This window comes from Fusibacter paucivorans (assembly GCF_018390735.1).
GTDB classification, from domain to species: domain Bacteria; phylum Bacillota; class Clostridia; order Peptostreptococcales; family Acidaminobacteraceae; genus Fusibacter; species Fusibacter paucivorans.
The window spans coordinates 98,559-120,603 of record NZ_JAHBCL010000013.1; the positions used below are offsets into that span (position 1 = coordinate 98,559).

Annotated in this window: 23 protein-coding genes and 1 tRNA gene; 3 read left to right on the plus strand and 21 right to left on the minus strand. The window is 40.2% G+C overall.

The window, feature by feature from the left end; translation table 11 throughout:
- Nucleotides 1-20: 20 nt before the first annotated feature.
- The 15 genes from KHM83_RS09095 to KHM83_RS09165 all read right to left on the minus strand — a co-directional run bounded on the left by KHM83_RS09095 (nt 21) and on the right by KHM83_RS09165 (nt 13,767).
- Nucleotides 21-2,861 (minus strand): penicillin-binding transpeptidase domain-containing protein, encoded by a 2,841-nt coding sequence (locus KHM83_RS09095; RefSeq protein ID WP_213236688.1) that lies wholly within the window; start codon nt 2,859-2,861, stop codon nt 21-23.
- Nucleotides 2,854-3,351, minus strand: a complete 498-nt coding sequence (mreD, locus tag KHM83_RS09100) for a rod shape-determining protein MreD (protein ID WP_213236689.1) — start codon at nt 3,349-3,351, stop codon at nt 2,854-2,856. The genes KHM83_RS09095 and mreD overlap by 8 nt, the downstream gene beginning before the upstream one ends.
- Before the next feature lie 10 nt (nt 3,352-3,361).
- Nucleotides 3,362-4,213 carry a rod shape-determining protein MreC gene (gene mreC, locus KHM83_RS09105; protein WP_246542987.1) on the minus strand — a complete coding sequence of 284 codons (852 nt, stop codon included), beginning with the start codon at nt 4,211-4,213 and terminating at the stop codon, nt 3,362-3,364.
- Between the two features lie 21 nt (nt 4,214-4,234).
- Nucleotides 4,235-5,260: a rod shape-determining protein gene (locus KHM83_RS09110; RefSeq protein ID WP_213236691.1), complete on the minus strand. Its 1,026-nt coding sequence runs from the start codon at nt 5,258-5,260 to the stop codon at nt 4,235-4,237.
- A 41-nt stretch (nt 5,261-5,301) separates the two neighbouring features.
- Entirely contained in the window at nt 5,302-5,979 is a 678-nt protein-coding gene (radC, locus tag KHM83_RS09115) for a RadC family protein (RefSeq protein ID WP_246542980.1), read from the minus strand.
- 9 nt (nt 5,980-5,988) lie between these two features.
- A complete protein-coding gene (locus KHM83_RS09120; protein ID WP_213236692.1) occupies nt 5,989-6,561 on the minus strand; it encodes a Maf family protein in 573 nt (190 codons plus the stop codon).
- Nucleotides 6,562-6,570: 9 nt separating this feature from the next.
- Nucleotides 6,571-6,819 carry a DUF4321 domain-containing protein gene (locus KHM83_RS09125; protein WP_213236693.1) on the minus strand — a complete coding sequence of 83 codons (249 nt, stop codon included), beginning with the start codon at nt 6,817-6,819 and terminating at the stop codon, nt 6,571-6,573.
- A gap of 343 nt (nt 6,820-7,162) precedes the next feature.
- Complete coding sequence (locus tag KHM83_RS09130; RefSeq protein WP_343213134.1) at nt 7,163-8,146, minus strand: RnfABCDGE type electron transport complex subunit B; 984 nt, start codon at nt 8,144-8,146, stop codon at nt 7,163-7,165.
- 15 nt (nt 8,147-8,161) lie between these two features.
- A complete protein-coding gene (gene rsxA, locus KHM83_RS09135) occupies nt 8,162-8,743 on the minus strand; it encodes an electron transport complex subunit RsxA (RefSeq protein WP_213236694.1) in 582 nt (193 codons plus the stop codon).
- Between the two features lie 12 nt (nt 8,744-8,755).
- A complete protein-coding gene (rsxE, locus tag KHM83_RS09140) occupies nt 8,756-9,349 on the minus strand; it encodes an electron transport complex subunit RsxE (RefSeq protein ID WP_213236695.1) in 594 nt (197 codons plus the stop codon).
- Between the two features lie 14 nt (nt 9,350-9,363).
- Nucleotides 9,364-9,942, minus strand: a complete 579-nt coding sequence (locus KHM83_RS09145; RefSeq protein ID WP_213236696.1) for an RnfABCDGE type electron transport complex subunit G — start codon at nt 9,940-9,942, stop codon at nt 9,364-9,366.
- Nucleotides 9,942-10,877 carry an RnfABCDGE type electron transport complex subunit D gene (locus tag KHM83_RS09150; RefSeq protein ID WP_213236697.1) on the minus strand — a complete coding sequence of 312 codons (936 nt, stop codon included), beginning with the start codon at nt 10,875-10,877 and terminating at the stop codon, nt 9,942-9,944. The genes KHM83_RS09145 and KHM83_RS09150 overlap by 1 nt, the downstream gene beginning before the upstream one ends.
- Nucleotides 10,878-10,889: 12 nt before the next feature.
- Nucleotides 10,890-12,203: an electron transport complex subunit RsxC gene (gene rsxC / locus KHM83_RS09155; RefSeq protein WP_213236698.1), complete on the minus strand. Its 1,314-nt coding sequence runs from the start codon at nt 12,201-12,203 to the stop codon at nt 10,890-10,892.
- 218 nt (nt 12,204-12,421) lie between these two features.
- A complete protein-coding gene (locus KHM83_RS09160; protein WP_213236699.1) occupies nt 12,422-13,225 on the minus strand; it encodes a hypothetical protein in 804 nt (267 codons plus the stop codon).
- 179 nt (nt 13,226-13,404) lie between these two features.
- Complete coding sequence (locus tag KHM83_RS09165) at nt 13,405-13,767, minus strand: response regulator (protein ID WP_213236700.1); 363 nt, start codon at nt 13,765-13,767, stop codon at nt 13,405-13,407.
- Between the two features lie 308 nt (nt 13,768-14,075).
- Between KHM83_RS09165 and KHM83_RS09170 the strand changes: the two genes are divergently transcribed.
- Nucleotides 14,076-14,160: transfer RNA gene (locus KHM83_RS09170), tRNA-Leu, on the plus strand.
- 214 nt (nt 14,161-14,374) lie between these two features.
- Here KHM83_RS09170 and KHM83_RS09175 read toward each other — a convergent pair.
- The 6 genes from KHM83_RS09175 to KHM83_RS09200 all read right to left on the minus strand — a co-directional run bounded on the left by KHM83_RS09175 (nt 14,375) and on the right by KHM83_RS09200 (nt 19,472).
- On the minus strand, nt 14,375-15,715 hold the full coding sequence (locus tag KHM83_RS09175) for a sensor histidine kinase (protein WP_213236701.1): 1,341 nt from the start codon (nt 15,713-15,715) through the stop codon (nt 14,375-14,377).
- Complete coding sequence (locus tag KHM83_RS09180; RefSeq protein WP_213236702.1) at nt 15,691-16,365, minus strand: response regulator transcription factor; 675 nt, start codon at nt 16,363-16,365, stop codon at nt 15,691-15,693. The genes KHM83_RS09175 and KHM83_RS09180 overlap by 25 nt, the downstream gene beginning before the upstream one ends.
- A gap of 17 nt (nt 16,366-16,382) precedes the next feature.
- The gene (locus tag KHM83_RS09185; protein ID WP_343213135.1) at nt 16,383-17,108 is read right to left on the minus strand and encodes a lantibiotic immunity ABC transporter MutG family permease subunit; all 726 of its coding nucleotides are present in this window, start codon (nt 17,106-17,108) and stop codon (nt 16,383-16,385) included.
- On the minus strand, nt 17,105-17,866 hold the full coding sequence (locus tag KHM83_RS09190; RefSeq protein WP_213236703.1) for a lantibiotic immunity ABC transporter MutE/EpiE family permease subunit: 762 nt from the start codon (nt 17,864-17,866) through the stop codon (nt 17,105-17,107). Before KHM83_RS09190 ends, KHM83_RS09185 begins: the two co-directional genes overlap by 4 nt.
- On the minus strand, nt 17,863-18,567 hold the full coding sequence (locus KHM83_RS09195; RefSeq protein WP_213236704.1) for a lantibiotic protection ABC transporter ATP-binding protein: 705 nt from the start codon (nt 18,565-18,567) through the stop codon (nt 17,863-17,865). The genes KHM83_RS09190 and KHM83_RS09195 overlap by 4 nt, the downstream gene beginning before the upstream one ends.
- Before the next feature lie 458 nt (nt 18,568-19,025).
- Entirely contained in the window at nt 19,026-19,472 is a 447-nt protein-coding gene (locus KHM83_RS09200; protein ID WP_213236705.1) for a DUF3795 domain-containing protein, read from the minus strand.
- Between the two features lie 446 nt (nt 19,473-19,918).
- Here KHM83_RS09200 and KHM83_RS09205 point away from each other — a divergent pair, with 446 nt between their 5' ends.
- Both KHM83_RS09205 and KHM83_RS09210 read left to right on the plus strand, forming a co-directional pair.
- On the plus strand, nt 19,919-20,863 hold the full coding sequence (locus KHM83_RS09205) for a DMT family transporter (protein WP_213236706.1): 945 nt from the start codon (nt 19,919-19,921) through the stop codon (nt 20,861-20,863).
- A 109-nt stretch (nt 20,864-20,972) separates the two neighbouring features.
- Nucleotides 20,973-21,869, plus strand: coding sequence for a helix-turn-helix transcriptional regulator (locus tag KHM83_RS09210; protein ID WP_343213136.1), 897 nt, complete (start codon nt 20,973-20,975; stop codon nt 21,867-21,869).
- Nucleotides 21,870-22,045: the final 176 nt, after the last annotated feature.

Genomic DNA, 22,045 nt, shown 5'->3' on the forward strand with positions numbered 1-22,045 from the left:
TTAGTTCAAGTATCTGCCTACTATTCGTCTGCAGGAGGTGTCAAATGAAAATATTCTGCATAAATATCTCTGGCAACAGGTGCCGCATAACCGCCATGACCACCTTGAGGGATAAAAACAATAACGGCGATTTCCGGATTATCATACGGTGCAAATGAGACAAACCATGAATAACTATCATATGGCAAACGATATACATTGATTTCATCATCTGTGATGGTATCATTTGTTAGTTCTTTTATCGCTGCTCTCATGGCAACGCCTTTATTGAGATAATCCTGTTCAATCAGTTTATTGAGTTTATCTTCTTTAAGTGCTTTTATGGTTTCGTCTGTTGCTTCATTTTTTTCCTTTTCAAGGGTCGACAGTTCTTCACTGCGCCGCTTAATGATTTCTATCGTCTTCGCTTCAACGTCTTCAAGCTCTAAACTAGGTGCAAACTCCTTTAAATACTCTGTTAAATAAGCCACTTCATCCAGTGGTGGAATTAAGCCTTCCTTCTCAGCCGTACCTGTTTTGCCTGCTACGTCAACTGGAAAATCTTGAAAAACAGTTCTGGCTGTCCCCTCACTGCCATGTGTAACGCGATTCATAGCCTCTCGAATAATATCGAGATAATTATCAATATCAACACTTTCCGTTGATTGTTCTTTGACAATTTCTGTGTCACCTACTTTATTAACCAGTGACAACTCTTTCAAATAACCATCATTGGCAATGGAGGCAATATAACGTGCTACCTGTACCGGCGTGTAGGTATGATCCCCCTGCCCAATCGATAAGTTCAGTGTATCGCCTTCATACCATTTCATCAAGTTAAAATAATCGTATTTAATGACATCGGCAAGCTGCTCGGTGACATAATAATCATCATTTGCACCTAAATCCATCAGGCGTTTAATGATCTCACCTCTCGATGGATTTTCGTCGGACCAACCTACGATCGTTTGAATCAGCTCATTTAACTGATCTTCATCACTTGTGGTTGATTCAGGAAAATATGATTTTAATAATGTTGTCAGTTCTCTCGATAATAGAATTTCAATTGTCCGCTTTTTCTTATCCGGATCCGGCACACCAAAGTTTACTTCGCCAATCTCAATACCTGTTTTATCGTTCAGACCAAATTTTTTTGAAGCCTCGATAATAATAGAAGGCGTTATGTCATAATTCAGCGGCATATCACGATAATGGTCCTTACCGGTAGAGATATTATAAAAGTAATAGTTGCACGATGTTTCAATCGCCTTGAAGAAATCAGTTGGTCCGTGTTTAAGATGATATTGATTCCAGTACCAGCATCCATAGCGCTGATTGCCGATTTCAATATAACCGTTTGAATAAATTTTCTGATATGGATCGAGCCCCTGCATCATAGCAGCAAATCCCGTCATCATTTTATAAATCGATCCAGGTTGTACGGCCATCATCGTCGCCATATTGTAAAGCGGTCTCGCGGCAAGCGGATTACGCTTGTTGACAGGATTGAGTGCATTCCAGTCTTCCTGACTGATCCCCGTTGAAAACAGGTTAATATCATAGGAAGGATAACTGGCCATTGCAAGCACTTCACCAGTATTGACATCGACGACGACACCGGCAGCAGTCTCAGCTTGCGGAAAAGAATCACCGTATTTATAATCCCCCCATGGGCTATCGTAAACGCCGCCAATTTGTATTTGGTTAAGCGCTTTTTCAATTCCCTTTTCAAGGACGTGCTGTAAGTTCATATCAATGGTTAAATAAACATCTTCACCCGATGACGCTTTTTTAGAATCGAGACCGTAGTCTTCCTCATCAATGTCTTTTACGTATTTCCCATAAACGTCTACTTCTATATATTTATAGCCGTTTTCACCATGTAGATCAAGTTCATAATTGCCTTCTATACCAGTCTTGCCAATCATTTGATTTTGCTCATAGTCATTCTGTGTGACAAATTTTTCATACTCGCTATCGGTTGAAATTTTCCCCATATAACCGAGGATATGAGCGGCGCTTTCGCCGTAGGGGTAACGTCTTATCGATTCATAAGAAACGGATATACCCGCAAATTCATAAGCCCGTTCTTGTATCAAAACCGCTGTTTCTTTTTTAACCGACGGCGCCACAGTAATGAGCTCGTATTTAAGATAGCCTTTTTCTTTAATCGCATGTTTTAAAACGAGTATCTTGTAAGCATCTGCATCTGAATAGCTTTCATCAATATCAAATTCTTTTCGATCCCGAATTGCTTTGAAAGCTTCTTTTGCCGATGTATCAGCATCTAAACCATATAAATCTAGAAAGGTGTCTTTGTAAATTTCATCAAGGAATCTCATTTTTGATGTTGAGATAGGCAAATAAGTACCGCCGTTGTAAAGAATGCGATAAGCTTCGTAATTGCTAAGTTCTTCATCAATATAATTAAACGCCCGAACTTCCTTAAAAACATTATCAGCCGTTTCGCCCTCTGGATAACCATTGCTGCTGAGCCATTTTTTAATATTTTCATCATAACTGTATACGTATTGACCGTCGACAATTTTGATAGGAAATTCAATATGCGCTTCACCTTGTTCTTCTAAGAAATCATAAAGGCTGATCGCCATTGAATTGAGTTCATCACTTGGAATAACACCACTATTGAGTTTTAAGACAAAGCCAATGTCGCTTGTAGCGATCAAAACGCCGTTACGATCGTATATATCGCCTCTGCCTGCATAAGTTTCAATTTTTTTGATTCGATTATTAACAGACTTATCATAATAATAATCGCCATTTTCAATGGTTAGAAAAGAAAGGCGGTATATAAGTGCTACGCCAATCACAATAAATAAAAAAGTAATTTGATTTTTACGGTTCAACAAAAATTTAAGCATTATAGTCACCTAGTTTATAACCAAAGACGTTTTTAAAGACAAGCCGGTAGATGATGAGGCCAATGATACTGTTTAAAATGACTTCAATGATAATATGCATTGCCAATTGGTGAATGGGAATCGTTGACTGCAAGAGAAACATAAAGACAAAGAAAATGAGATGATATGCGATCGTTGCCATGGATATGAGAAAGATCGGCGTCATATCATTGCCTTTAAACATGATTCTTTCAACACGCACTGTTACGTAAACAAGAATCGTATAAATAATGGTGTTGACAAAGAGAACCTTCCCAAGAAATGTATCTTGAAGCAGACCCGATACAACCGCAAAAATATACCCATGCTGCTCTGAAAAGAGAATGGCAAATATAATGGAAAAGACGATACACAAATTCGCCAGAACGCCATAGACGCGAAACTGCTGAAAAAGTGTTGACATCAATATGAAATTTGCAATTGCCAATAAAAAGACGATTATCTTTTTCATCGTACACCGCCTAAGGTAAGTAAGTGTTGATTTCTTCCTCATATTCATCATAAGGAATAACCATCACTTTATTCAGCTTTTTAAAGTCAACTGCTGGTTTTACTTTGATTTGTTTTAAAAATAGATCGCGATCGTCGACGAGCTCGTAAATTTGACCAATAAGGATGCCTTTTGGATACATGCCGAGGCCTGATGTTACAATATAATCATTCACATGAACATTCGCCTGTGTGTCGTAGAGTTCACCGACGAGTTCATAATTCGTCGTCCCGCTCAAAATGCCGTCGTAATCATCTGTAACGCGCAGCATTTCAAAGCCGACAGAAGATTTATGATCAATAATGGAAATAACCTTTGACCAATTACTTCCAACTTCATAAACCAATCCGACAAGACCGTTGCCGTTAATGACGGTACTGTTTTTCGTTACGCCCTGCTCTGTTCCGGCATCAATGGTAAACATATTGAACCAGTTGCCGATATCCTTAGCGATGACAGAACATGAAATATAATTATCCTGATCAGAGCGTTCAGCATAATGAAGACTTTGCTTGAGTTCATTGAGTTCTTCAAATTCCTTTTGAGCCATGGTTAAACTAACGACCTGCGCTTTCAGCATTTCGTTTTCTTTTGATAAGCTTTCATTTAACGATTTGTAATTCAACACGTTGATGATGGGCTCTGTTTTTTCGTCCATAAAGTTGCCAATTTGACTGAAAAAACGCTGAACAGGAGCGATAAAAGAACCCAGCTGGCTTTCAACTGCTGTAATCCTTTCACGCCCCCCAAATGAAATTGCCATCAGCAAAATCATTAATAGCCCAACGACAATGACGATAATCTTCTTAAGACGTTCATTCATTCGCGTCACCGCTCATCCTTATTATAGGGATCTCGTAGAAATAAAGACTTCTTTTAATTCATTGAAGCTCTCAACGGCCTTGCTCGTTCCAATTGCAACGCAGTCTAGCGGATTCTCTGCAATACGAACCGGCATACCTGTTTCGTTCATAATCAGCTTGTCAAGGTATTTAAGTAAGGCCCCGCCTCCGGCAAGCACAATACCAGACTGGTAAATATCTGATGCCAATTCTGGCGGCGTTTTTTCAAGAGTCGACTTAACACCTTCTACAATGGATTGAATCGGTTCTTTAATTGCTTCATATATTTCGCTGGATTTTAATTGCAGCGTATTTGGAAGCCCCGTTACGAGATTTCGTCCTGTCACTTCATATATTTCGTCTTGTTCAGGCAACAGCGCACAGGCAATACTCATTTTAATATTTTCAGCAGTGCGTTCACCAATCATTAAACTGTATTTCTTTCTAACATAATTGACAATTGAATCATCCAGTTCATCGCCGGCAATTCTTATGGAGCGGCTTGTGACGATGCCGCCAAGTGAAATGACGGCAATCTCAGTTGTCCCGCCGCCGATATCAACGATCATGCTGCCTGTCGCTTCTGTAATCGGAAGATCTGCGCCTATGGCAGCGGCCATTGGTTCTTCAATCAAAAATGCATCTTTTGCACCAGCGGAAAGTGCCGCTTCATAGACAGCACGCTTTTCAACTTCTGTTACCTGTGACGGTATGCCGATAACGATTTTAGCACCGGTTAAAAAGTTCATATTCGGGCATGCTTTGCCGATAAAATGTTTAATCATCTTCTGCGTAATATCAAAGTCTGCAATAACGCCATCTTTTAATGGTCTAATCGCTCTAATCTGTCCAGGCGTTTTACCAATCATTTTTTTTGCATCAGATCCAACGGCGAGAACACGTTCCTTATCATCAATTGCCACAACTGAGGGCTCTCTGACGACGATTCCCTTACCTTTGACACAGACGAGTGTGTTAGCAGTACCGAGGTCAATGCCTAATTGTTTATAAAACAAACCAAATCTCATTTAAATACCTTCCTTTAACCTTATATTCATTTATCAAACTGTTAATCCAACGGTTCGTTTTCTTTAAAACTATAATATTGGCTGCCGCCAATAATGATGTGATCAAGCAGTGCGATGCCGAGTAATTTACCTGCTTCATGCAGTCTGCGGGTTATGTTGCGATCTTCACGGCTTGGCGATGGGTCGCCTGATGGGTGATTGTGAACGGCAATGATTGATGCTGAACTTAGTCGAACAGCCTTGCCGTACACCTCTCTTGGGTGAACAATTGAAGCGTTTAACGAGCCAATTGAGATAACCTCAGTACTGATAATTTCATTTTTCGTGGATAAATAGGCAACGACGAACTTCTCTACTTTTTCATGCGAAAGAAGACTATTAAAAGCGCCAATGACGTCGATCGGTGAAGCGATCCGCTGTCCGTAAGCCAGCTTTTGTGCATTAATCCTCGTTCCCAGTTCAACTGCTGCCATGATTTGACATGCTTTTGAAGGTCCAATGCCCTGCATGGCACACAGTTCTTGTATAGTGATATGCCTTAAATCACCAATATCCCTTTCACACTGGCCAATGACATCGTTTGCGAGGTCAATGACAGATTTTTGTCTAGAACCCGTCCGCATAATAATTGCTAGGAGTTCCGTATTAGAAAGGGATTGGCTTCCCTTGTTTAACATTTTTTCTCTGGGTCTCTCTGATTCAGGCATTGTTTTAATCATCTTTCGCTCCTATAACATCTGAATGTTGAATAATTGATTAAGATAGTCATTCAGCTTAGAGAGCGGAAGCCCCATAACAGTATAATAATCACCGTCAATTCGGTCTACCAGAACTGCGCCGGAACCTTGTATACCGTAAGCACCTGCCTTATCAAGCGGCTCACCTGTATCAACATAGCGCTTTAGTGTGGCTTCATCTGTCTGGACAAAGGTGACACACGTTTCGGATACATCTGTTATTTTTATGTTTTCATTGAGTTTAATGATTGATAGCCCTGTAAAAACCTGATGTGTTTTGCCATTCAGTGCTTTCAGCATTTCGAGCGCATCTTCTTCATCTTTCGGCTTTCCAAGAATTTTGTCGCTATAGACAACCGTATCAAATGAAAGAACAATGTCTTCAGGATGCTTTTGCGCAATTTCATAACCTTTTTCAAACGCTAAGCTCATCACAACACATTTGGGATCATCAGTTTCATCATAGACTTCTTCTGATGTGCTCGGCTCCGCCTCAAACTGTAAATTAAATGCTTCCAGAAGGGCGATCCGCCTAGGCGACTGACTTGCTAAAATAATTTTCATTCGTGTCACCTATAGCTTTCGATAGATTACAAAGGCAAGGAACAAGCCAATGATACCAGATAGATTTAAACTCAATTTCAGCCCAAATGTCATCTGTAAAATACTGAGATCGACGACAAATGGATCGACGCCAATGGTTTTGCCATAAGCCAGAATCGGCAATATGCCGCCTAAAGCTGCACCGATAATGCTTCCGAAAATCGCTCCGATTAACAAAAGAACTAAAAGCGCCAAACCACCGCTATTTTGAACTCTCATAAGCACCTCTATTTTACCATATATTTACATTTCATGCCAATTTGTTTCAACTGTGCTTTCATTCTACAAACCATAGACAATCCAGCGTCAATAGCCAATGTATAAAAGCGCATTTAATCAAATTTTCATGGTGCATTTTTGAAGCACTATTTACGGCGTGCTTTTCTAAATTCTAGTTTAGCATTAACCAATTTCAATTACAAGCAATCAAAAGTTTAATTCGTTGAAATAAATCAGAAATAGGGCTTTTATCATATTTTGTGTTAACGGTTAAAAGATATTGACAGACGAAAAAAACCCGCTCATCATGAGCGGGTTCCACTTTTAAATGCCTCTGTTTGAACTAGATGAGTTCAATGGCATCCTTTGGACATTTTTCTGCACAAACACCACAGCCGATACACTTGTCTGCATCTACTGTATGAACACTTTTCAGTTCACCTGAGATAGCATCAACCGGACAGTTTTTCGCACAGATCGTACAGCCGATACATTTGTCCTCAATAACTTTGGCAGTCTTGCGTTTTGACAAGTCTCCTTCAATAGCCTTTGTTGGACATTTTTCGACACAAACCATACAGTTTTTACATTTTTCGTAATCAATCTCAGCTAGATTATTAACAACGTGAATAGCATCAAATGGGCAGTTTCTTTCACATAAACCGCAAGCGATACAAGCGACATCACAATTTTTCTTAACCTGCGGACCTTTATCTTTGTTGTTACAATCTACGATCACAAGTTGATCATAAGGCACGAGGCTGATAACATTTTTAGGACAGATCTCAATACATTTATTACATGAGGTACATTTTTCTTTATCAACTTCTGCAATACCGCGGTCATTGATGTGAATGGCATCGAATGGACAAACCTGTACACACGAGCCAAGTCCCATACAGCCGTATTGACAGTCTTTCGGACCGCCGCCGAGCATATTGGCAGCGACACAGCTGTCAAAGCCGTCATAGTCAAAGCGGTTGCCGCAATGATCTGAAGAACCTTCACATTTTACTTTCGCCACCATTTTAACGGAGCTTCCCGCATCCATTCCCATGATCTCTGCGACGAGTTTTGCGACGTCAGCACCACCGACCGGACAGCCATTTACAGGTGCATCACCTCTTACAACAGCAGCTGAATAGCCGTCGCATCCTGGGAAACCGCAAGCACCGCAGTTAGCACCGGGAACGACTTCTCTAATTGCGGTGACCCGTGGGTCTACTTCCACTGCAAATTTCTTCGATGCAAACGCAAGTCCCGCACCAAAGAGCAAGCCCATTATGCCAAGGCTGATTGCAGATAATAAAATCGTATTCATATCCATTTGCATTCATCCTTTCTATACGAGTCCAGTAAAGCCCAAGAAGGCAATAGACATCAAGCTGGCAGTAATTAAGGCAATTGGGAAGCCTTTAAACGGCAATGGCACATCTGATATTTCAAGTTTCTCACGAATACCTGCAAAGAGGACAATCGCAAGTGAAAAACCGATTGCTGCAAAGAATGAATGAACAATCGTTTGAAGCAGGCCGAACTCGTATTGAATGTTCAAGAGCGCAAGACCCAAAACGGCACAGTTTGTCGTTATAAGCGGCAAGAATACGCCTAATGCCTGATAAAGTGTCGGGCTCATTTTTTGTAATACAATTTCAACGAACTGTACCAATGATGCGATAACGAGAATAAACGCCGCCGTCTGCAAAAATTCCAGACCATTTGGTACGAGTAATTTATAATGTACAAAATACGTTAATATCCCTGACAGCGTCATAACAAACGTAACGGCCATCCCCATACCAAAAGCTGTTTCAACTTGCTTTGAAACGCCTAAGAATGGACAGATCCCCAAAAATCTTGAAAGGACAAAGTTGTTAACGAGAATCGCACTGACCATAATTACCAATAAACTTGCATTTTCCATGTTAACACCCCCCTAGTTAGCTCTTCTGATTTGGAAATAGTTATAAAGCGCCAACAGTAATCCCAAAGCCAAGAACGCGCCTGGAGGCAGGATCATAATAAGTGCAGGTTTGTAAGATGCACCTAAAATAGAAACATTGAAAATGCTGCCATTGCCAAACAATTCTCTAACAGAACCAAGAATGGTAAGCGACATTGTAAAACCTAAGCCCATACCAATACCGTCGAAAACAGAATCGACCAAACCATTTTTAGAAGCGAAAGCCTCCGCTCGTGCAAGGATAATACAGTTAACGACAATGAGTGGGATGAACAGGCCAAGTGCCTTGTATAAATCAGGTGTATACGCTTCCATAATCATGCCGACCATCGTAACAAAGGATGCTATGACGACGATGAATGCCGGAATACGTACTTTTGATGGTATAAAGTTTCTCAAGAGAGAGATCGCGAGATTGGACAAAACCAAAACGGCTGTTGTCGCAAGTCCCATGCCGATACCGTTAACGGCGGAAGTCGTAACGGCTAGTGTCGGACACATCCCGAGCAATTGTACAAAGGTAGGATTCTCTTTGAGTATACCGTTCGTTAAATTTTTAATATTCACTACCGTTCCCCCCTTTAATTACCATTGATCGAATAAAACGCATCAATTGAAGCGTTGACACCGGATGTAACACCTCTTGATGAGATGGTTGCACCTGTGATCGCCTGGATATCTGTTTCAGTAGGATTAGACTTTGCAACACCTATTGGCGTATCAGTCGACATACCGGCGTACTGTTCATAGAAGGACGGATCAGTTGCTTTCGCACCGAGACCAGGCGTTTCATTGTGATTACCTATTCTAACACCTGATAAGGTTCCTTCACTGTCAATTCCCGTTACGACTTCAACACTGCCGCCGAAACCATTTGGTGTTGACTTGAATACATAGCCGACGATATTGCCGCCGTCGTCAAGGCCTTTATAGACTTCGACAACCGGTGCAAATTTTGCAACAATTGTTGCGAGTTCATCCCCTGTCACATCTTCAAAGGAAGAAGCTGCAGCAAGTACTTCTTTTTTAGCAAGTTCGTTCGCCATTTGGCGCTGTTCAGCAATTTTATCTTTTGTGACTTCATTCGTCATAGCAAGTGCAAAGGCCGCAACAGCTGAGATAATAAATAAGATCAAACCGGTTTTTAGGATATCTTTCATTACTTAGCACCTCCAAACACACGAGGTTTCGTAAATTTATCAATGAGCGGTGCTGCGACGTTCATCAGTAAAATAGAATATGACACGCCTTCTGGGTAACCGCCATAGAAACGAATGATCGTTGTTAACAATCCCATCCCCACTGCATAAATAATTTGACCCTTTGCAGTGATTGGTGATGAAGCATAGTCAGTTGCCATAAAGAATGCACCCAGCATTAAGCCGCCTGCAAAGATATTGACGATGGTAAGATTAATATCAAAGCCGCTTAATATCAATGTCAGTACAGCCACTGTACCAATATAAATTCCCGGAATTCTGATAGATATAATGCCGCGATAAATCAGGAATGCGCCGCCTAAAACAAGCAATAGCGCAGAAGTTTCACCAATACAGCCATTAACATTGCCAACGATAAAGCTTTGGATAGAAGGCATACTCACATCAAGTCCTTCTTTGATAATGCCGAGCGGTGTCGCCGATGAAGTTGCATCAACTGTCATTTGCGGCCACGTTGTCATTTGAACCGGCCATGACGCGACGAGCATTGCTCTTGCTGCCAGTGCAGGGTTCATAAAGTTATGTCCCAAACCGCCAAAAGCTTGTTTAACAATGATAATCGCAAAAGCACTACCAATGATCGGTATCCAAATCGGAACCGTTGACGGTAAGTTCATGCCGAGTAATAAACCTGTTACAACAGCACTGAAATCGTTAATGGTCACAGGCTGTTTTCTCATTTTTTGTACCAGTGCTTCACTGAGAAGTGCACTTAATACTGATACGACAAGTACAAGCAAAGCGCTCATACCAAAGTTATACACACCAAATGCAGCTGCAGGCAGCAGTGCAATGGTGACATCCCTCATAATTTTTTGCGTTGTCTCTTGAGAACGAATATGAGGGGAAGAAGATACGGTTAATCTTGACTCCATTTCATTGCCTCCTTATTTACGTCTCTTCGCTAGAATTTCTCGTTTAGCGACGCGGATTGATTCGAGCAGCGGACGTTTCGAAGGACATATAAATGAGCAAGATCCACATTCAATACAATCGAGCGCCCCAAATTTTTCAGCTTTTTCAAAATTAAGTCCCAGTGAATAGGCACTAATTTGAATAGGCTCTAAAAATGCAGGACAGACAGATACACATTTGCCGCATTTAATACAAGAAGTCGCCGGTGGCAGTTTTGCGTCTTCTTTTGTAAAGACGAGAATACCAGAGGTGTTTTTCATAGCCGGCAGCTGATCAGATGCTTGCGCAACCCCCATCATTGGGCCGCCAAGAAGTAATTTTCCCGGTGTTTCAGCGTAGCCGTCACAAAAATCTATCAGTTCTTTTAAGGAAGTTCCTACCTTAAAGCGAATATTTTTTGGTGACTTGATCGCTTTACCTGTCACTGTACAAATACGTTCGACTAGCGGCATCCCCTCTTTGAAGACGCGTGCTATTGTTGCAGAAGTCGCGACATTGTTGACGACGACCCCAGCATCCATCGGCAATCCGCCAGATGGCACTTCTCGATTTGTACAGGCGTAAATCAGTTGTTTTTCAGCACCCTGCGGGTACTTTGTGTGTAAGCCGACAACCTTGATCGGCGTTCCTTTTGCTGCTTTTGTCATGGATTCAATGGCATCGGGTTTATTGCTCTCAATACCGATGTAGCCATTTGAAACCGATAGTGCTTTCATCAAAATTTCGAGTCCCATAACGATCATCTCAGGTTGCTCAAGCATGAGACGATGGTCACAAGTTAAGAATGGCTCACATTCTGCGCCATTAAGAATGATTGTGTCAATTGGTTTTTCAGGTGGTGGCGAAAGTTTTACATGTGTCGGAAAACCGGCACCGCCCATACCAACCAAACCAGCTTCTTTAATGATGCCGATGATTTCAGCACCAGTCATCTGCGTAAAATCACCTTTTGGCTTTACGGATTCGTCAAGTTCATTCTTAAAGTCGTTTTCGATGATTACACAAACATCGAAGCCATAAGCCGTGTTCATTTTTTTCACGTCCAAAACCTTGCCGGAAACAGAACTGTGTACATTAGCACTGACGAATGACGGTGCTTTACCGATCAATTGTCCCATTTTTACGGTATCGCCTTTTTGTACGACTGCTTCACAAGGTGCTCCAATGTGTTGTCTCAATGGAATTTCAACTATCTTGGGTTCTAAGTAATCGACAATTGGCAAATGCTCTGTCGCTTTCTTAGCATGAGGTGGATGTATGCCACCTTTAAAGGATAGAAGCCCCATGTAATATCACCCCTTTGAAAAGATTTGAAAAAATCGTCTATAATATTAGCTTTTGCCAAAATTATACTGTATACAACAATTTCACCATAAACATTTTACTACAATATGTTCATGATTTCAATGTAAGACTGCTTAGATGGGATAAATTTATCCCATCTCTTAAAAACCGCAACACTTTGTAAACACATGCTTCACACACCTTATACGATTAATCAACACTATTTCGCTTCACTGAGTACGAAGTTTAGCCACAATTGGTTATAAGCCCCGACATTCGCTTTACGATCAACCAGCTTTTGTATATTTCCATTAAATGTTTTAAGTGCTTTAACAATCGTTTCATCGGCTTCATCTACTGGGGTAACCTGATCTAGAAATGCACTGCGCTTTAACAGCGCTTCAACATCAGACGTGTTCATTTCATCTGCTACCTGTGCCGAAGTAATTAGTTCACTGTACGCTTCAATAATTGTCCTAATGCTTTTTGCAAGTGTTTCAGAATCAATACCGTCGGCTTTTACTTTAAAGGCATTTATTGCCATTGTATAGTTCGCAGAAAAGGCATCTTTATATTTAGGATACTTTTCAACGATACGTTTCGTATACTGTTTTGCCCCGTCCTCATCAGCTGTCATTCCGGCAACCATTTTATAGTAACTGCCTGAATGGTAATAGCCGACTTGCAAACCTTCGTTTGCAAACATTCCCACTGCATCTTTTGCGGCATTTTCATCTGTAAGACTGCTGACTTGTGCAGTAAACAATAAAATTTCCTGTGCTTCAACACTGATCGTCTCCAATGAGTCAGATTGAGTATCAGCCTCTATTCCATCGCCGTTATTTTGTGCAGCCGGTTCTTCAGCAGTCGGTTTTCCATAAAGACTGTCCAATATACCGGACATGCCAACATAGCCTATAGCGCCTGAAATCAGCAAAATAACCAGTAACGTTACGATAAACGGTCCAGGTGCTCTGCCAACAAATATTCTATAAATACCTTGATTGTTTTTCTGTGTGCCCATCTTTGCTGTCCTCCATTTTATCATCACTATTCATTATAGCAAAAAACATTATCAATAAATAGAAAAGTCTTGTACAATCCGTATAAATAAACGGAATGCACAAGACTTTGTTTTTAATGCTTATTCAAATTTCATGATCAACTTAAAACACAACTTATCAAAAAGAGGACTGCTAAGCCTTAACCGATTAGCTTCTGCACTTCTGCAATAACTTTATCGCCAACGAATGGTTTAACAATAAAGCCTTTCGCACCGGCTTTAACGGAATCAATAACCATCCCTTCCTGCCCCATTGCACTGCACATTAATATTTTTGCATCTGGATATTGTTCCGTAATCATTTTGACGCCCTCAATCCCATTGACATCCGGCATTGTGATATCCATCGTGACTAAATCAGGCATGTGTTCTTTGTATTTGTTATATGCCTCTTCTCCATTGCTCGCTTCGGCAACCACTTCATACCCAGCCTTATGTAGAATATCGCCTAAGAGTTTTCTCATGAACATCGCATCGTCAACTACTAGTATTTTCTTGCCCATAATCAGAACCTCACTTCATCTATATTGTCCTTAAACGCTCACGGCGCCGGCATCAAAACATATCTCACTTATAAACTAGGTCTATTATACTAATCATTTTGTAAAGATACAACTATTTGTGAAAATGATTTATCATTTCGATGTTATGTTTCATTTATTTCCATTTCTTTAAACATTAAACGCAAAATTGACAATCTAAAATAAATTCGTTTTTTTTTAAATATTCGCTTGACTTTTATACGGATACTCACTATAATAAAAAAGTCGCTAGATGAGCAATAGCAACGATTTGAAAGCGATGATTATATGCGGATGTGCTGGAATCGGCAGACAGGCACGTTTGAGGGGCGTGTGTTCTAGGACGTATGGGTTCAAGTCCCATCATCCGCACCATCAATAAAAGGTCTTATAACAGGTATTGTTATAAGACCTTTTTGATTCTATGCAAAATACAAAAAATGATTTAAGCCATTAAACAATTACTCAGATACACAGATATTCAGATACCCAGATGATTTTACTGCATCAATATAAAATAGATTGATCCTAAATTGCAATAATAAATTGATGCGTATAAGGTTTAAAGAGACAAACCACAGCTAAAATCTTATGATGAAACTTTCAGTACCATCTTTACGACACCGCCAGACGGATAGTTGTCCAGTGTCAATTGTCCCCCATGCGCTGCTATAACTTTTGCAGCATACCACAAACCAAGGCCATTGTGTCCGTCTATACTGCGTGCGCTGTCGCCGCGCCACAGGCGCTCCGTTGCATGCTTCAGAGCCGCACTGCTAAAGCCCGGTCCTTCATCGTAGACATTTATATACCAGCAGTCATCTATTTGATCAGCTTCTATTAAAACACAGCCACCTGCACCGGTGTGTTCAATTGCATTCTGGATTACATTTATCAATGCGCGCAAGAGCTGCTCTTTCTGGATAAAAACAGACCCTGATAGATGCATTTCAATATTCAGAGAAACCTTTTCTGCATCTGCAATTGGCATACTCTGCTGTAGAAGCAATGCTTCCAGATCAGAGGTACTGACCTCTTCAAAGGGTTCTTCTGTTCCCACAGCCGTTGACAGCAAATTGGCAACGTATTTTTTTGCACGCTCATTGCTCATCAGAATATGCGTTACCTTCTTACGGCTTTTTTCAGGCAGTTCCTCTTCCAGCAGGAGTTCAGCATTACCGCCAACAAGCGTTAGCGGTGTTTTTAAATCATGCGCCAAGGCTGTGATTTCCGCTTCTCGGTTTTGCTGTGCCGACCATTGTAATGAAAGTGAATGATACAGTGCATCACGCATATGTGCCATGGCGTCTAATGCATTATCGTACTCTCGAATTCCCGCTCTCGGTATTTCAAAGTCAAGTGTTTCATCTGCAACCTTTTGGCTGACTTCAGTAAATAATTTCAGCTTTTCTGCCAGATTATGCCGCAGCCATAGTGTGTTGATGAGTAAGCAAAGTACCCAAGCAGCGCCAAGTGCTGCTAGCCACAGGTATTCAAACGGCGGCAGCATCGTACGCACTTTCGAATTAGTGAACTCTGCCCTATAATGCCATCGAATGATGATCGTACTGCCGTCACGATAAGTATATACTTTAACGCTTGCATCTTCACTTCTTGATCGATAAAGCCTTTCTAACGCTATTTTTGCCTTCCCTTCAATATTGCTTGCCACTATTTCATCCTGTCGGTTAAACAGAATGTATTCTGCCAAAAAAGAATCATCCGGCGGTATAAATATTTCGGGATCACCTGACAGCATTTGCGCCACTTGTTGACTGGAAACATAGCCCTGATAAATGACACCATTTCTTTGGAGTTGTGAAAAAGCAATCAGCCACAAAAGTATACATAACATCATACTGCCTATCATTACGACTGCAAATCGCAATAATACAAAAGATAGGCTTATCGCGCGTTTTCTTTTTGCCATTTGTAGCCCACCCCCCAAACGGTTTCGATAGGATTGAGACCTACTGTCTTCAACTTACCCCGAATGTTTTTAATATGCTCTGCAATTGCAGAAGGTTCCCCTTCAGCGTCATAGCCAAAAATCGCTTCATACAATTGGTCTTTTGTAAAGACTTGGCCTGCATGCAATGCCAGATACTCACTAATCGCGTATTCACTTTTTGTCAATAAAATTGCCGTTTCACCGACGACCGCCTCCTTCGCGTGCATATTAAATCGAACACCACCTCGTGTCATTGCGTGATTTGGCTGTCTATCTTCGCGCCGAAGATGGGCATTGACTCGCGCACGTAACTCACCAATACTGAATGGCTTCTTAATATAATCATCCGCTCCAAGGCCGAACCCCTTGATCAGTGCTGTTTCTTCAGTTTTTGCCGTTAAAAAAAGAATCGGACAATCCACCGAATCGCGGATCCGAGTACAAAGTGAAAAGCCGTCTTCTACCGGCATCATGACATCCAGTAATAAAAGATCATATTGCTGACATCTCTTTGAGTCAACCAATAAAGGGTTTGATTCACCCTCAACATAATAACCGCTTTGTTCCAGAGCATCACATATCAGTTCTAGCATTTGACAATCATCATCAATTACGAGTATTTTTATCACAGTCTCTTCTCCTCAAATTATTCATCTGCAACACGCCCCTCCCATCGACTAAACCAATAGATCGAGAATGCCAACATCGCAAATGTCATCACAATCATCACAATAATCCCAGGTAAAACAGGTGTGACTGAAATCTCAAAATAGTTTTCCAAAAGTCTAACCCCCCATTCCCATGGCATGAATTGCCAGAGATGATTACCGATTGGGGTTTCAAAATAACCTGCCAGAACAGTGCCTGCTATCCCAAGTATCATCACAATACTCGTGCCAAAGCGAAAAGCAATCGTCATAAGACATGAATATAAAAAAATATTGCTAATCATCATTATAACAAAGACGATTAAATACGGCTGAATTTTTGTATCATGCAATCCTAAAAAATGATTTACGCCAATATAAAACCCCATTTCAAATACTAAGATACTCGCAGCTGATAAGCATAAGAGAAAACACAATTTTCCAAAATAGACACTGTGACGCGATGGGACGACTCCCAATGCATTTTGTACATTTGGCATACGCCGCTCTAAACCGATCAGGATTGGTACCAATATACTTGCACCTATTGGATAGCCAATTTGTATGATAACGAAAAATAGCCATACATTCTGAATAATATGATACCCAGCAAAAGAATAATAAATAAAATATAATGCTGTTAATACGACGGGCACCAGCAATTGAAGCCACGCGACCGGCGTCCGTTTCATTTTAATAAAATCAGCAACGAATGCATTTCTCACTTTCGGTACACCTGCCTTCCATACCAAACTGCCAATACAATAGTCAGTATTATCGCTAGCATTAAAGCGCTCAATGCCAAGATTACACTTTGCGTAAAGGGTAAACTCAATCGCGAATCACCCGAGACTAATAAACCATTTGGCAAAACCCCAAAAAGCGTTATCATGAGCCTTGCAGGCCAACTATACGGAAATATCCAAAACAAAGGTGTCAACGATATGAAAATACCACCAAAAGCACTGGCAAATAAATGAATAATAACCGTCATGACAAGACCCGCTTTTTGGACTAAAAATAAACAAACAGGTATTTGCCATAATAACGAAAGCCATATTATGCCGTATCCTAAAAAATAATAAATGCCATGATCTATAACAGCTGATGCTCCAAACAATGCGTATTCTGATACTGCCGTTAAAGATGCCAGTAACATTGATATGATCCATAAATTTACTGCAATCAGAATCGTCTTTGCTGTAAATGTCCTTTTTAAATCAATTGGTAGGGTGTACAAAGTATGATATTGATGTTTTTGTTCTTTTTGATGTGCTTGGTCGCATAAGATGACGACGCTAAGTGATGCCATGGGCATCGACCAATTTGAAATCAAAGCACTTGAAAAGCCGCCAATACCAATGCCGACAAAAAGAAATATCATCGATAACAATGTTAATGAAGCCGGTATGATCCATATTAATTTTCTAAAGACGGTATGTTTAAATTTAATATTTTCAGCATTCAAATACACAAAATTCATGATCTTTCACTTTCCTTTCGAATGACATCCTTAAAGATTTGTTCCAGATTATCACGACTGTCTACTTTAGATTGATAGAGCAGTGAACCATTGTGTAAAATGCCAATGTCATCTGCTACTTGCTGTATTTCACTTAAAATGTGACTTGATATGATCACTGTGATCCCGGAAAGCGGAAAGGATCGAATCATTGCTCTTAACGCTTCAATACCAAACGGATCTAATCCGTTTGTCGGTTCATCCAATATCAGCAGCTTGGGACTATTGAGCAAAGCTAGTGCTATACCAAGTCGCTGTTTCATACCTAGTGAATAATCGGATGTCCTTTTGTTTTTGGCCTCTGTCAAATCCATTTTTTCCAAGACTTCATGGCATTTAACTGTTGGGATCCCTAACAGCGTAGCGCGTACACGAAGATTTTCATAAGCAGTGAGATTTTCATACAATGGTGGCGCTTCAATTAATGCGCCAATCTCATTTAAATCTTTTCTCATCCATGGATGGCCGTTCATCAATATTTCGCCCGAAGTTGGCCGTGCAATCCCTGTCAACATTTTTAATAAAGTTGACTTTCCCGCGCCATTTGGCCCTAATAAGCCGTAAATAGCGTTTTTTCGTACGGACATATTCAAATCCCTTATGGCATATGCCTTTTTATATTGTTTCGTAAGATGGTTGGTTTCTATCATAAAATCCGGCATGTTTACTTCCTTTCTTTTTATAGCCTATCACTGCAATGATGTCATTTCTAAGCAACACCATTATTTTAACAGTCAATTTTAAGGATTTTATAAGGACGTTTGTACTTTTTTATATTCATATAAGACAATTATATAATTGCCTTAAGTTGAGCCCATCACGATAATATACTGGTTTTCGTCTTTTGAAAAATATAGATTGTCGTATAAAAATCAAAGTTTAAATACGTCTATTGCTATATATGTCAATATAAATGCTTTAAATTCTATTGTTGTTTCAAAAAGTCAATAAAAAATGGAGCCGTCTGTCGTTCAGATGCTCCAAATGCTTTCTTTATTTAATTATCACTTTTATGATCATCCTTTATACATTCACTACGGATCGTCAAGACAGCTTTGATCATAATGTCTTCATTACACAATACCATTCTCAAAAAAGTTTCATGATACGATGATGGTGATTAATACCTAGGCTGTTTCACCTGTTCGTGATAATATGCAACGGCACCGATTTCCTTCATACGGTCATTGATCGATAACCATCGATCCCTCAAACGCCCTGAAAATTGCTTATCACAAGGGTATTCATCGCATTCAAAACAGAAATTAACTTTTTTCTCAATTTGACAGTTTTTAGCGGAGCATGTCGTTACAGGACAAATGACGTGATCACCACGGCACCCGCTGCATGAAGCCTGTGAAAATGCCTTTAACACTGCATCAAATTGTTCATATCCATCAAACACATTATTACCATCGCTTTTCATCTTGGCTAAAGTCTTATAGTTGCCAAGCGATTCCAGAAGCTTTACACCCAATTGTCTAATTTCGCCATTTTCATAATCTGCACATCTTGAACAGTCAAGACCACAATGTGCCAGACATTCTACTACATCATCATAGGTCATACGAAGCCTCCCTTTCCTTCAATTAAAAAATGAATTAAATCGCATCTCTCATATTTTAATCCTTTCACGATAATATGGACGATTTTTTTCATACGAAATAAAAAGTGGTCATGAAGGATCTGATAAAAGAAATGATGCAATCTCCTAAAATATTCAATTATAAGCATATCACTTGGAATTTTATTATGCAATATCATAAATTTTTCATTATTTTATACAGTGTATCCATGTCTTAACCATTGAGAAAATCGCATGATTTTAGCTATGAAGCCTTTTATGACAATACGGGCTCATTATATAACGCGATCATTAAATCCGTTTTTAACTGGCCCTGTTTAATAGCGTCTATACTGGCTCTTAAATCCAAATGTTAATCGCGGTATAATCGTTTAGACTTTGCATACCATCCGTTTAGATTTTAAGTACAATCCGCTTAGGGAGGCACTATGAAACAAATTAGAGGTAAACTATTTCTCTTTTCAGCGTTTACACTTGCAGGCACTTCAGTCATCTCCGGTTATTTTCTATCAAACCAATTAGGCAGCTTTACCATTATTGCAGTCAGCATTGGTTTTGTCATGTTTGCACTCTTGCCCTTATACGGGCGAAAATGTATTCAAGCCATTCAAACGATGTCGTTGCGCGATTGGATGATGATCTTCCTACAAGCCTTTTTCGGCATTTTTATGTTTCGAACATTTTTATTATACGGCATGAAAGGAACCACCGCTATTGAAGCCGGCATTCTTACCGGAACAACGCCTGCAATTACTTCGTTAATGGCGTTTTTTATATTGAGAGAACGTTTTTCAGCAAAAACGATCATTGGCATTTTGTGCACAGTCTTAGGAATCATGCTCTTACAGAATTTGAATTTTTTTGGAGCAGCCTTTGCAACTGCACATTTGAAGGGAAACATGCTCGTCATCTGCGCAGCTGCCTGTGAATCAACCTTCAATATTATTTCTCGAAAGCACCGTTCCAGTGCCATAACTGAAAAAACGGTTTCATTACACCCAATGGTTCAAACGCTGTTTGTTTCAGCGGCTGCATTAATCCTTTCGTTCATCCCCGCTGCTTTTGAACAGCCTATAAATACCTTAAGCGTACTCAGCATTCAGGCATGGCTCTCATTATTCTGGTACGGTGTTATTGCAACCGCAGTATCATTTGCCTTTTTCTATGAGGGCGTCAAACGCTGCGATGCCTATACAACGGCTGCATTTTCCGGTTTAATGCCCTTAACGGCAATGCTTTTATCCATTTTTTTATTTCAAGACACCTTGCAGACTTCTCAGTGCATCGGCAGCGCACTCATCATTTTAAGCATGATCTTGATCGGCAGCAACAGCAGCGAAGAAGATGCCAACGTTTCTATTGAAGTTTCTTAAATGATGCGTACATTACTTATTTTATAAGGTGATACTTTGATTAGATTGCGCAATTGCGTTCAAGCTTTTTCATATAATAAATGTTATGATTACATCATGAGGTGTTGGTGTGGAGACAAACTGGGAAAAAATAAACGCTGTCCAGCGTATGCAGGATTACATGATGATTCATCAAGATGAAAAAATCACTCTACGGGATCTTGCAGAAGCTGCTATGTACTCACCGTGGCATGCCCTTCGCGCTTTTTCAGAGCTGATTGGCAAAACGCCTTTTGAGTATTTGCGAGAGATAAGATTATCGACGGCTGCGATAAAATTAAGAGATACAAACATGCGTATCTTAAACATTGCAATAGAGGCATCATTTGATTCCCATGAAGGTTTTACCAAAGCATTTACACGCGCCTTTGCCATCTCTCCCTATGACTACCGTCAATGTACCCCGCCTATCAAACTCTTTACTTATTATCCTATACGACATTATTATAAAACACTTATGAAAGGAGCAGAAAAAATGTCAAGTGCTGTTATTTTTACACAGATTATTGAAAGACCTGAACGCATACTCATTTTAAAGAGAGGTATAGAGGCAAAACACTATTTCGATTACTGTGAAGAAGTCGGATGTGATATTTGGGGCATTTTAGAAAGCATCAAGGGCGCTTTATATGAATCCATTGGCGTTTGGCTTCCTGAGAGCATGCGAAAACCCGGCACATCTGAATATTGTCAGGCAGTTGAAATGCCAATGAATTTTAACGGCGTTATTCCCGATGGCTTTGAAAAAATTACTGTCCCTAAATGTCAATATATGCTGTTTCACGGTGAGCCGTTTCAAGATGAGGATTTCAACGATGCCATTTTAACCGTACAAAATGCCATCAAGCAGTACAATCCAGAACGCTATGGCTGGAAGTGGGCGCCTGAGGCGGGACCGCGTTTTCAGCTTTCTCCGATAGGTAAACGCGGATACATGGAAGCTTTACCTGTGGAACCTATCAAATGAGCATTCAAATTTCTTTAAATCGTAAAGAAAAATAGCAAAAAGGTGAAATTTTTGTAATCGGGTAGGAGAGAAAGTTAAATAACTTTCCCGACCTCCCACAGCACCGTACGTACGGGTCTCGTATACGGCGCTTCCCAAGTTTATGCATTAACAGTTTTGTATTTGTCAGAAAAGAA

Excerpts from the sequence above, each read along its gene's own strand:
- KHM83_RS09095 (WP_213236688.1), bottom strand. The coding sequence starts at position 2,861 with ATGCTTAAATTTTTGTTGAACCGTAAAAATCAAATTACTTTTTTATTT.
- mreD (WP_213236689.1), bottom strand. The coding sequence starts at position 3,351 with ATGAAAAAGATAATCGTCTTTTTATTGGCAATTGCAAATTTCATATTG.
- mreC (WP_246542987.1), bottom strand. The coding sequence starts at position 4,213 with ATGAATGAACGTCTTAAGAAGATTATCGTCATTGTCGTTGGGCTATTA.
- KHM83_RS09110 (WP_213236691.1), bottom strand. The coding sequence starts at position 5,260 with ATGAGATTTGGTTTGTTTTATAAACAATTAGGCATTGACCTCGGTACT.
- radC (WP_246542980.1), bottom strand. The coding sequence starts at position 5,979 with ATGATTAAAACAATGCCTGAATCAGAGAGACCCAGAGAAAAAATGTTA.
- KHM83_RS09120 (WP_213236692.1), bottom strand. The coding sequence starts at position 6,561 with ATGAAAATTATTTTAGCAAGTCAGTCGCCTAGGCGGATCGCCCTTCTG.
- KHM83_RS09125 (WP_213236693.1), bottom strand. The coding sequence starts at position 6,819 with ATGAGAGTTCAAAATAGCGGTGGTTTGGCGCTTTTAGTTCTTTTGTTA.
- KHM83_RS09130 (WP_343213134.1), bottom strand. The coding sequence starts at position 8,146 with ATGGATATGAATACGATTTTATTATCTGCAATCAGCCTTGGCATAATG.
- rsxA (WP_213236694.1), bottom strand. The coding sequence starts at position 8,743 with ATGGAAAATGCAAGTTTATTGGTAATTATGGTCAGTGCGATTCTCGTT.
- KHM83_RS09145 (WP_213236696.1), bottom strand. The coding sequence starts at position 9,942 with ATGAAAGATATCCTAAAAACCGGTTTGATCTTATTTATTATCTCAGCT.
- KHM83_RS09150 (WP_213236697.1), bottom strand. The coding sequence starts at position 10,877 with ATGGAGTCAAGATTAACCGTATCTTCTTCCCCTCATATTCGTTCTCAA.
- rsxC (WP_213236698.1), bottom strand. The coding sequence starts at position 12,203 with ATGGGGCTTCTATCCTTTAAAGGTGGCATACATCCACCTCATGCTAAG.
- KHM83_RS09160 (WP_213236699.1), bottom strand. The coding sequence starts at position 13,225 with ATGGGCACACAGAAAAACAATCAAGGTATTTATAGAATATTTGTTGGC.
- KHM83_RS09165 (WP_213236700.1), bottom strand. The coding sequence starts at position 13,767 with ATGGGCAAGAAAATACTAGTAGTTGACGATGCGATGTTCATGAGAAAA.
- KHM83_RS09175 (WP_213236701.1), bottom strand. The coding sequence starts at position 15,715 with ATGGCAAAAAGAAAACGCGCGATAAGCCTATCTTTTGTATTATTGCGA.
- KHM83_RS09190 (WP_213236703.1), bottom strand. The coding sequence starts at position 17,866 with ATGAATTTTGTGTATTTGAATGCTGAAAATATTAAATTTAAACATACC.
- KHM83_RS09195 (WP_213236704.1), bottom strand. The coding sequence starts at position 18,567 with ATGCCGGATTTTATGATAGAAACCAACCATCTTACGAAACAATATAAA.
- KHM83_RS09200 (WP_213236705.1), bottom strand. The coding sequence starts at position 19,472 with ATGACCTATGATGATGTAGTAGAATGTCTGGCACATTGTGGTCTTGAC.
- KHM83_RS09205 (WP_213236706.1), top strand. The coding sequence starts at position 19,919 with ATGAAACAAATTAGAGGTAAACTATTTCTCTTTTCAGCGTTTACACTT.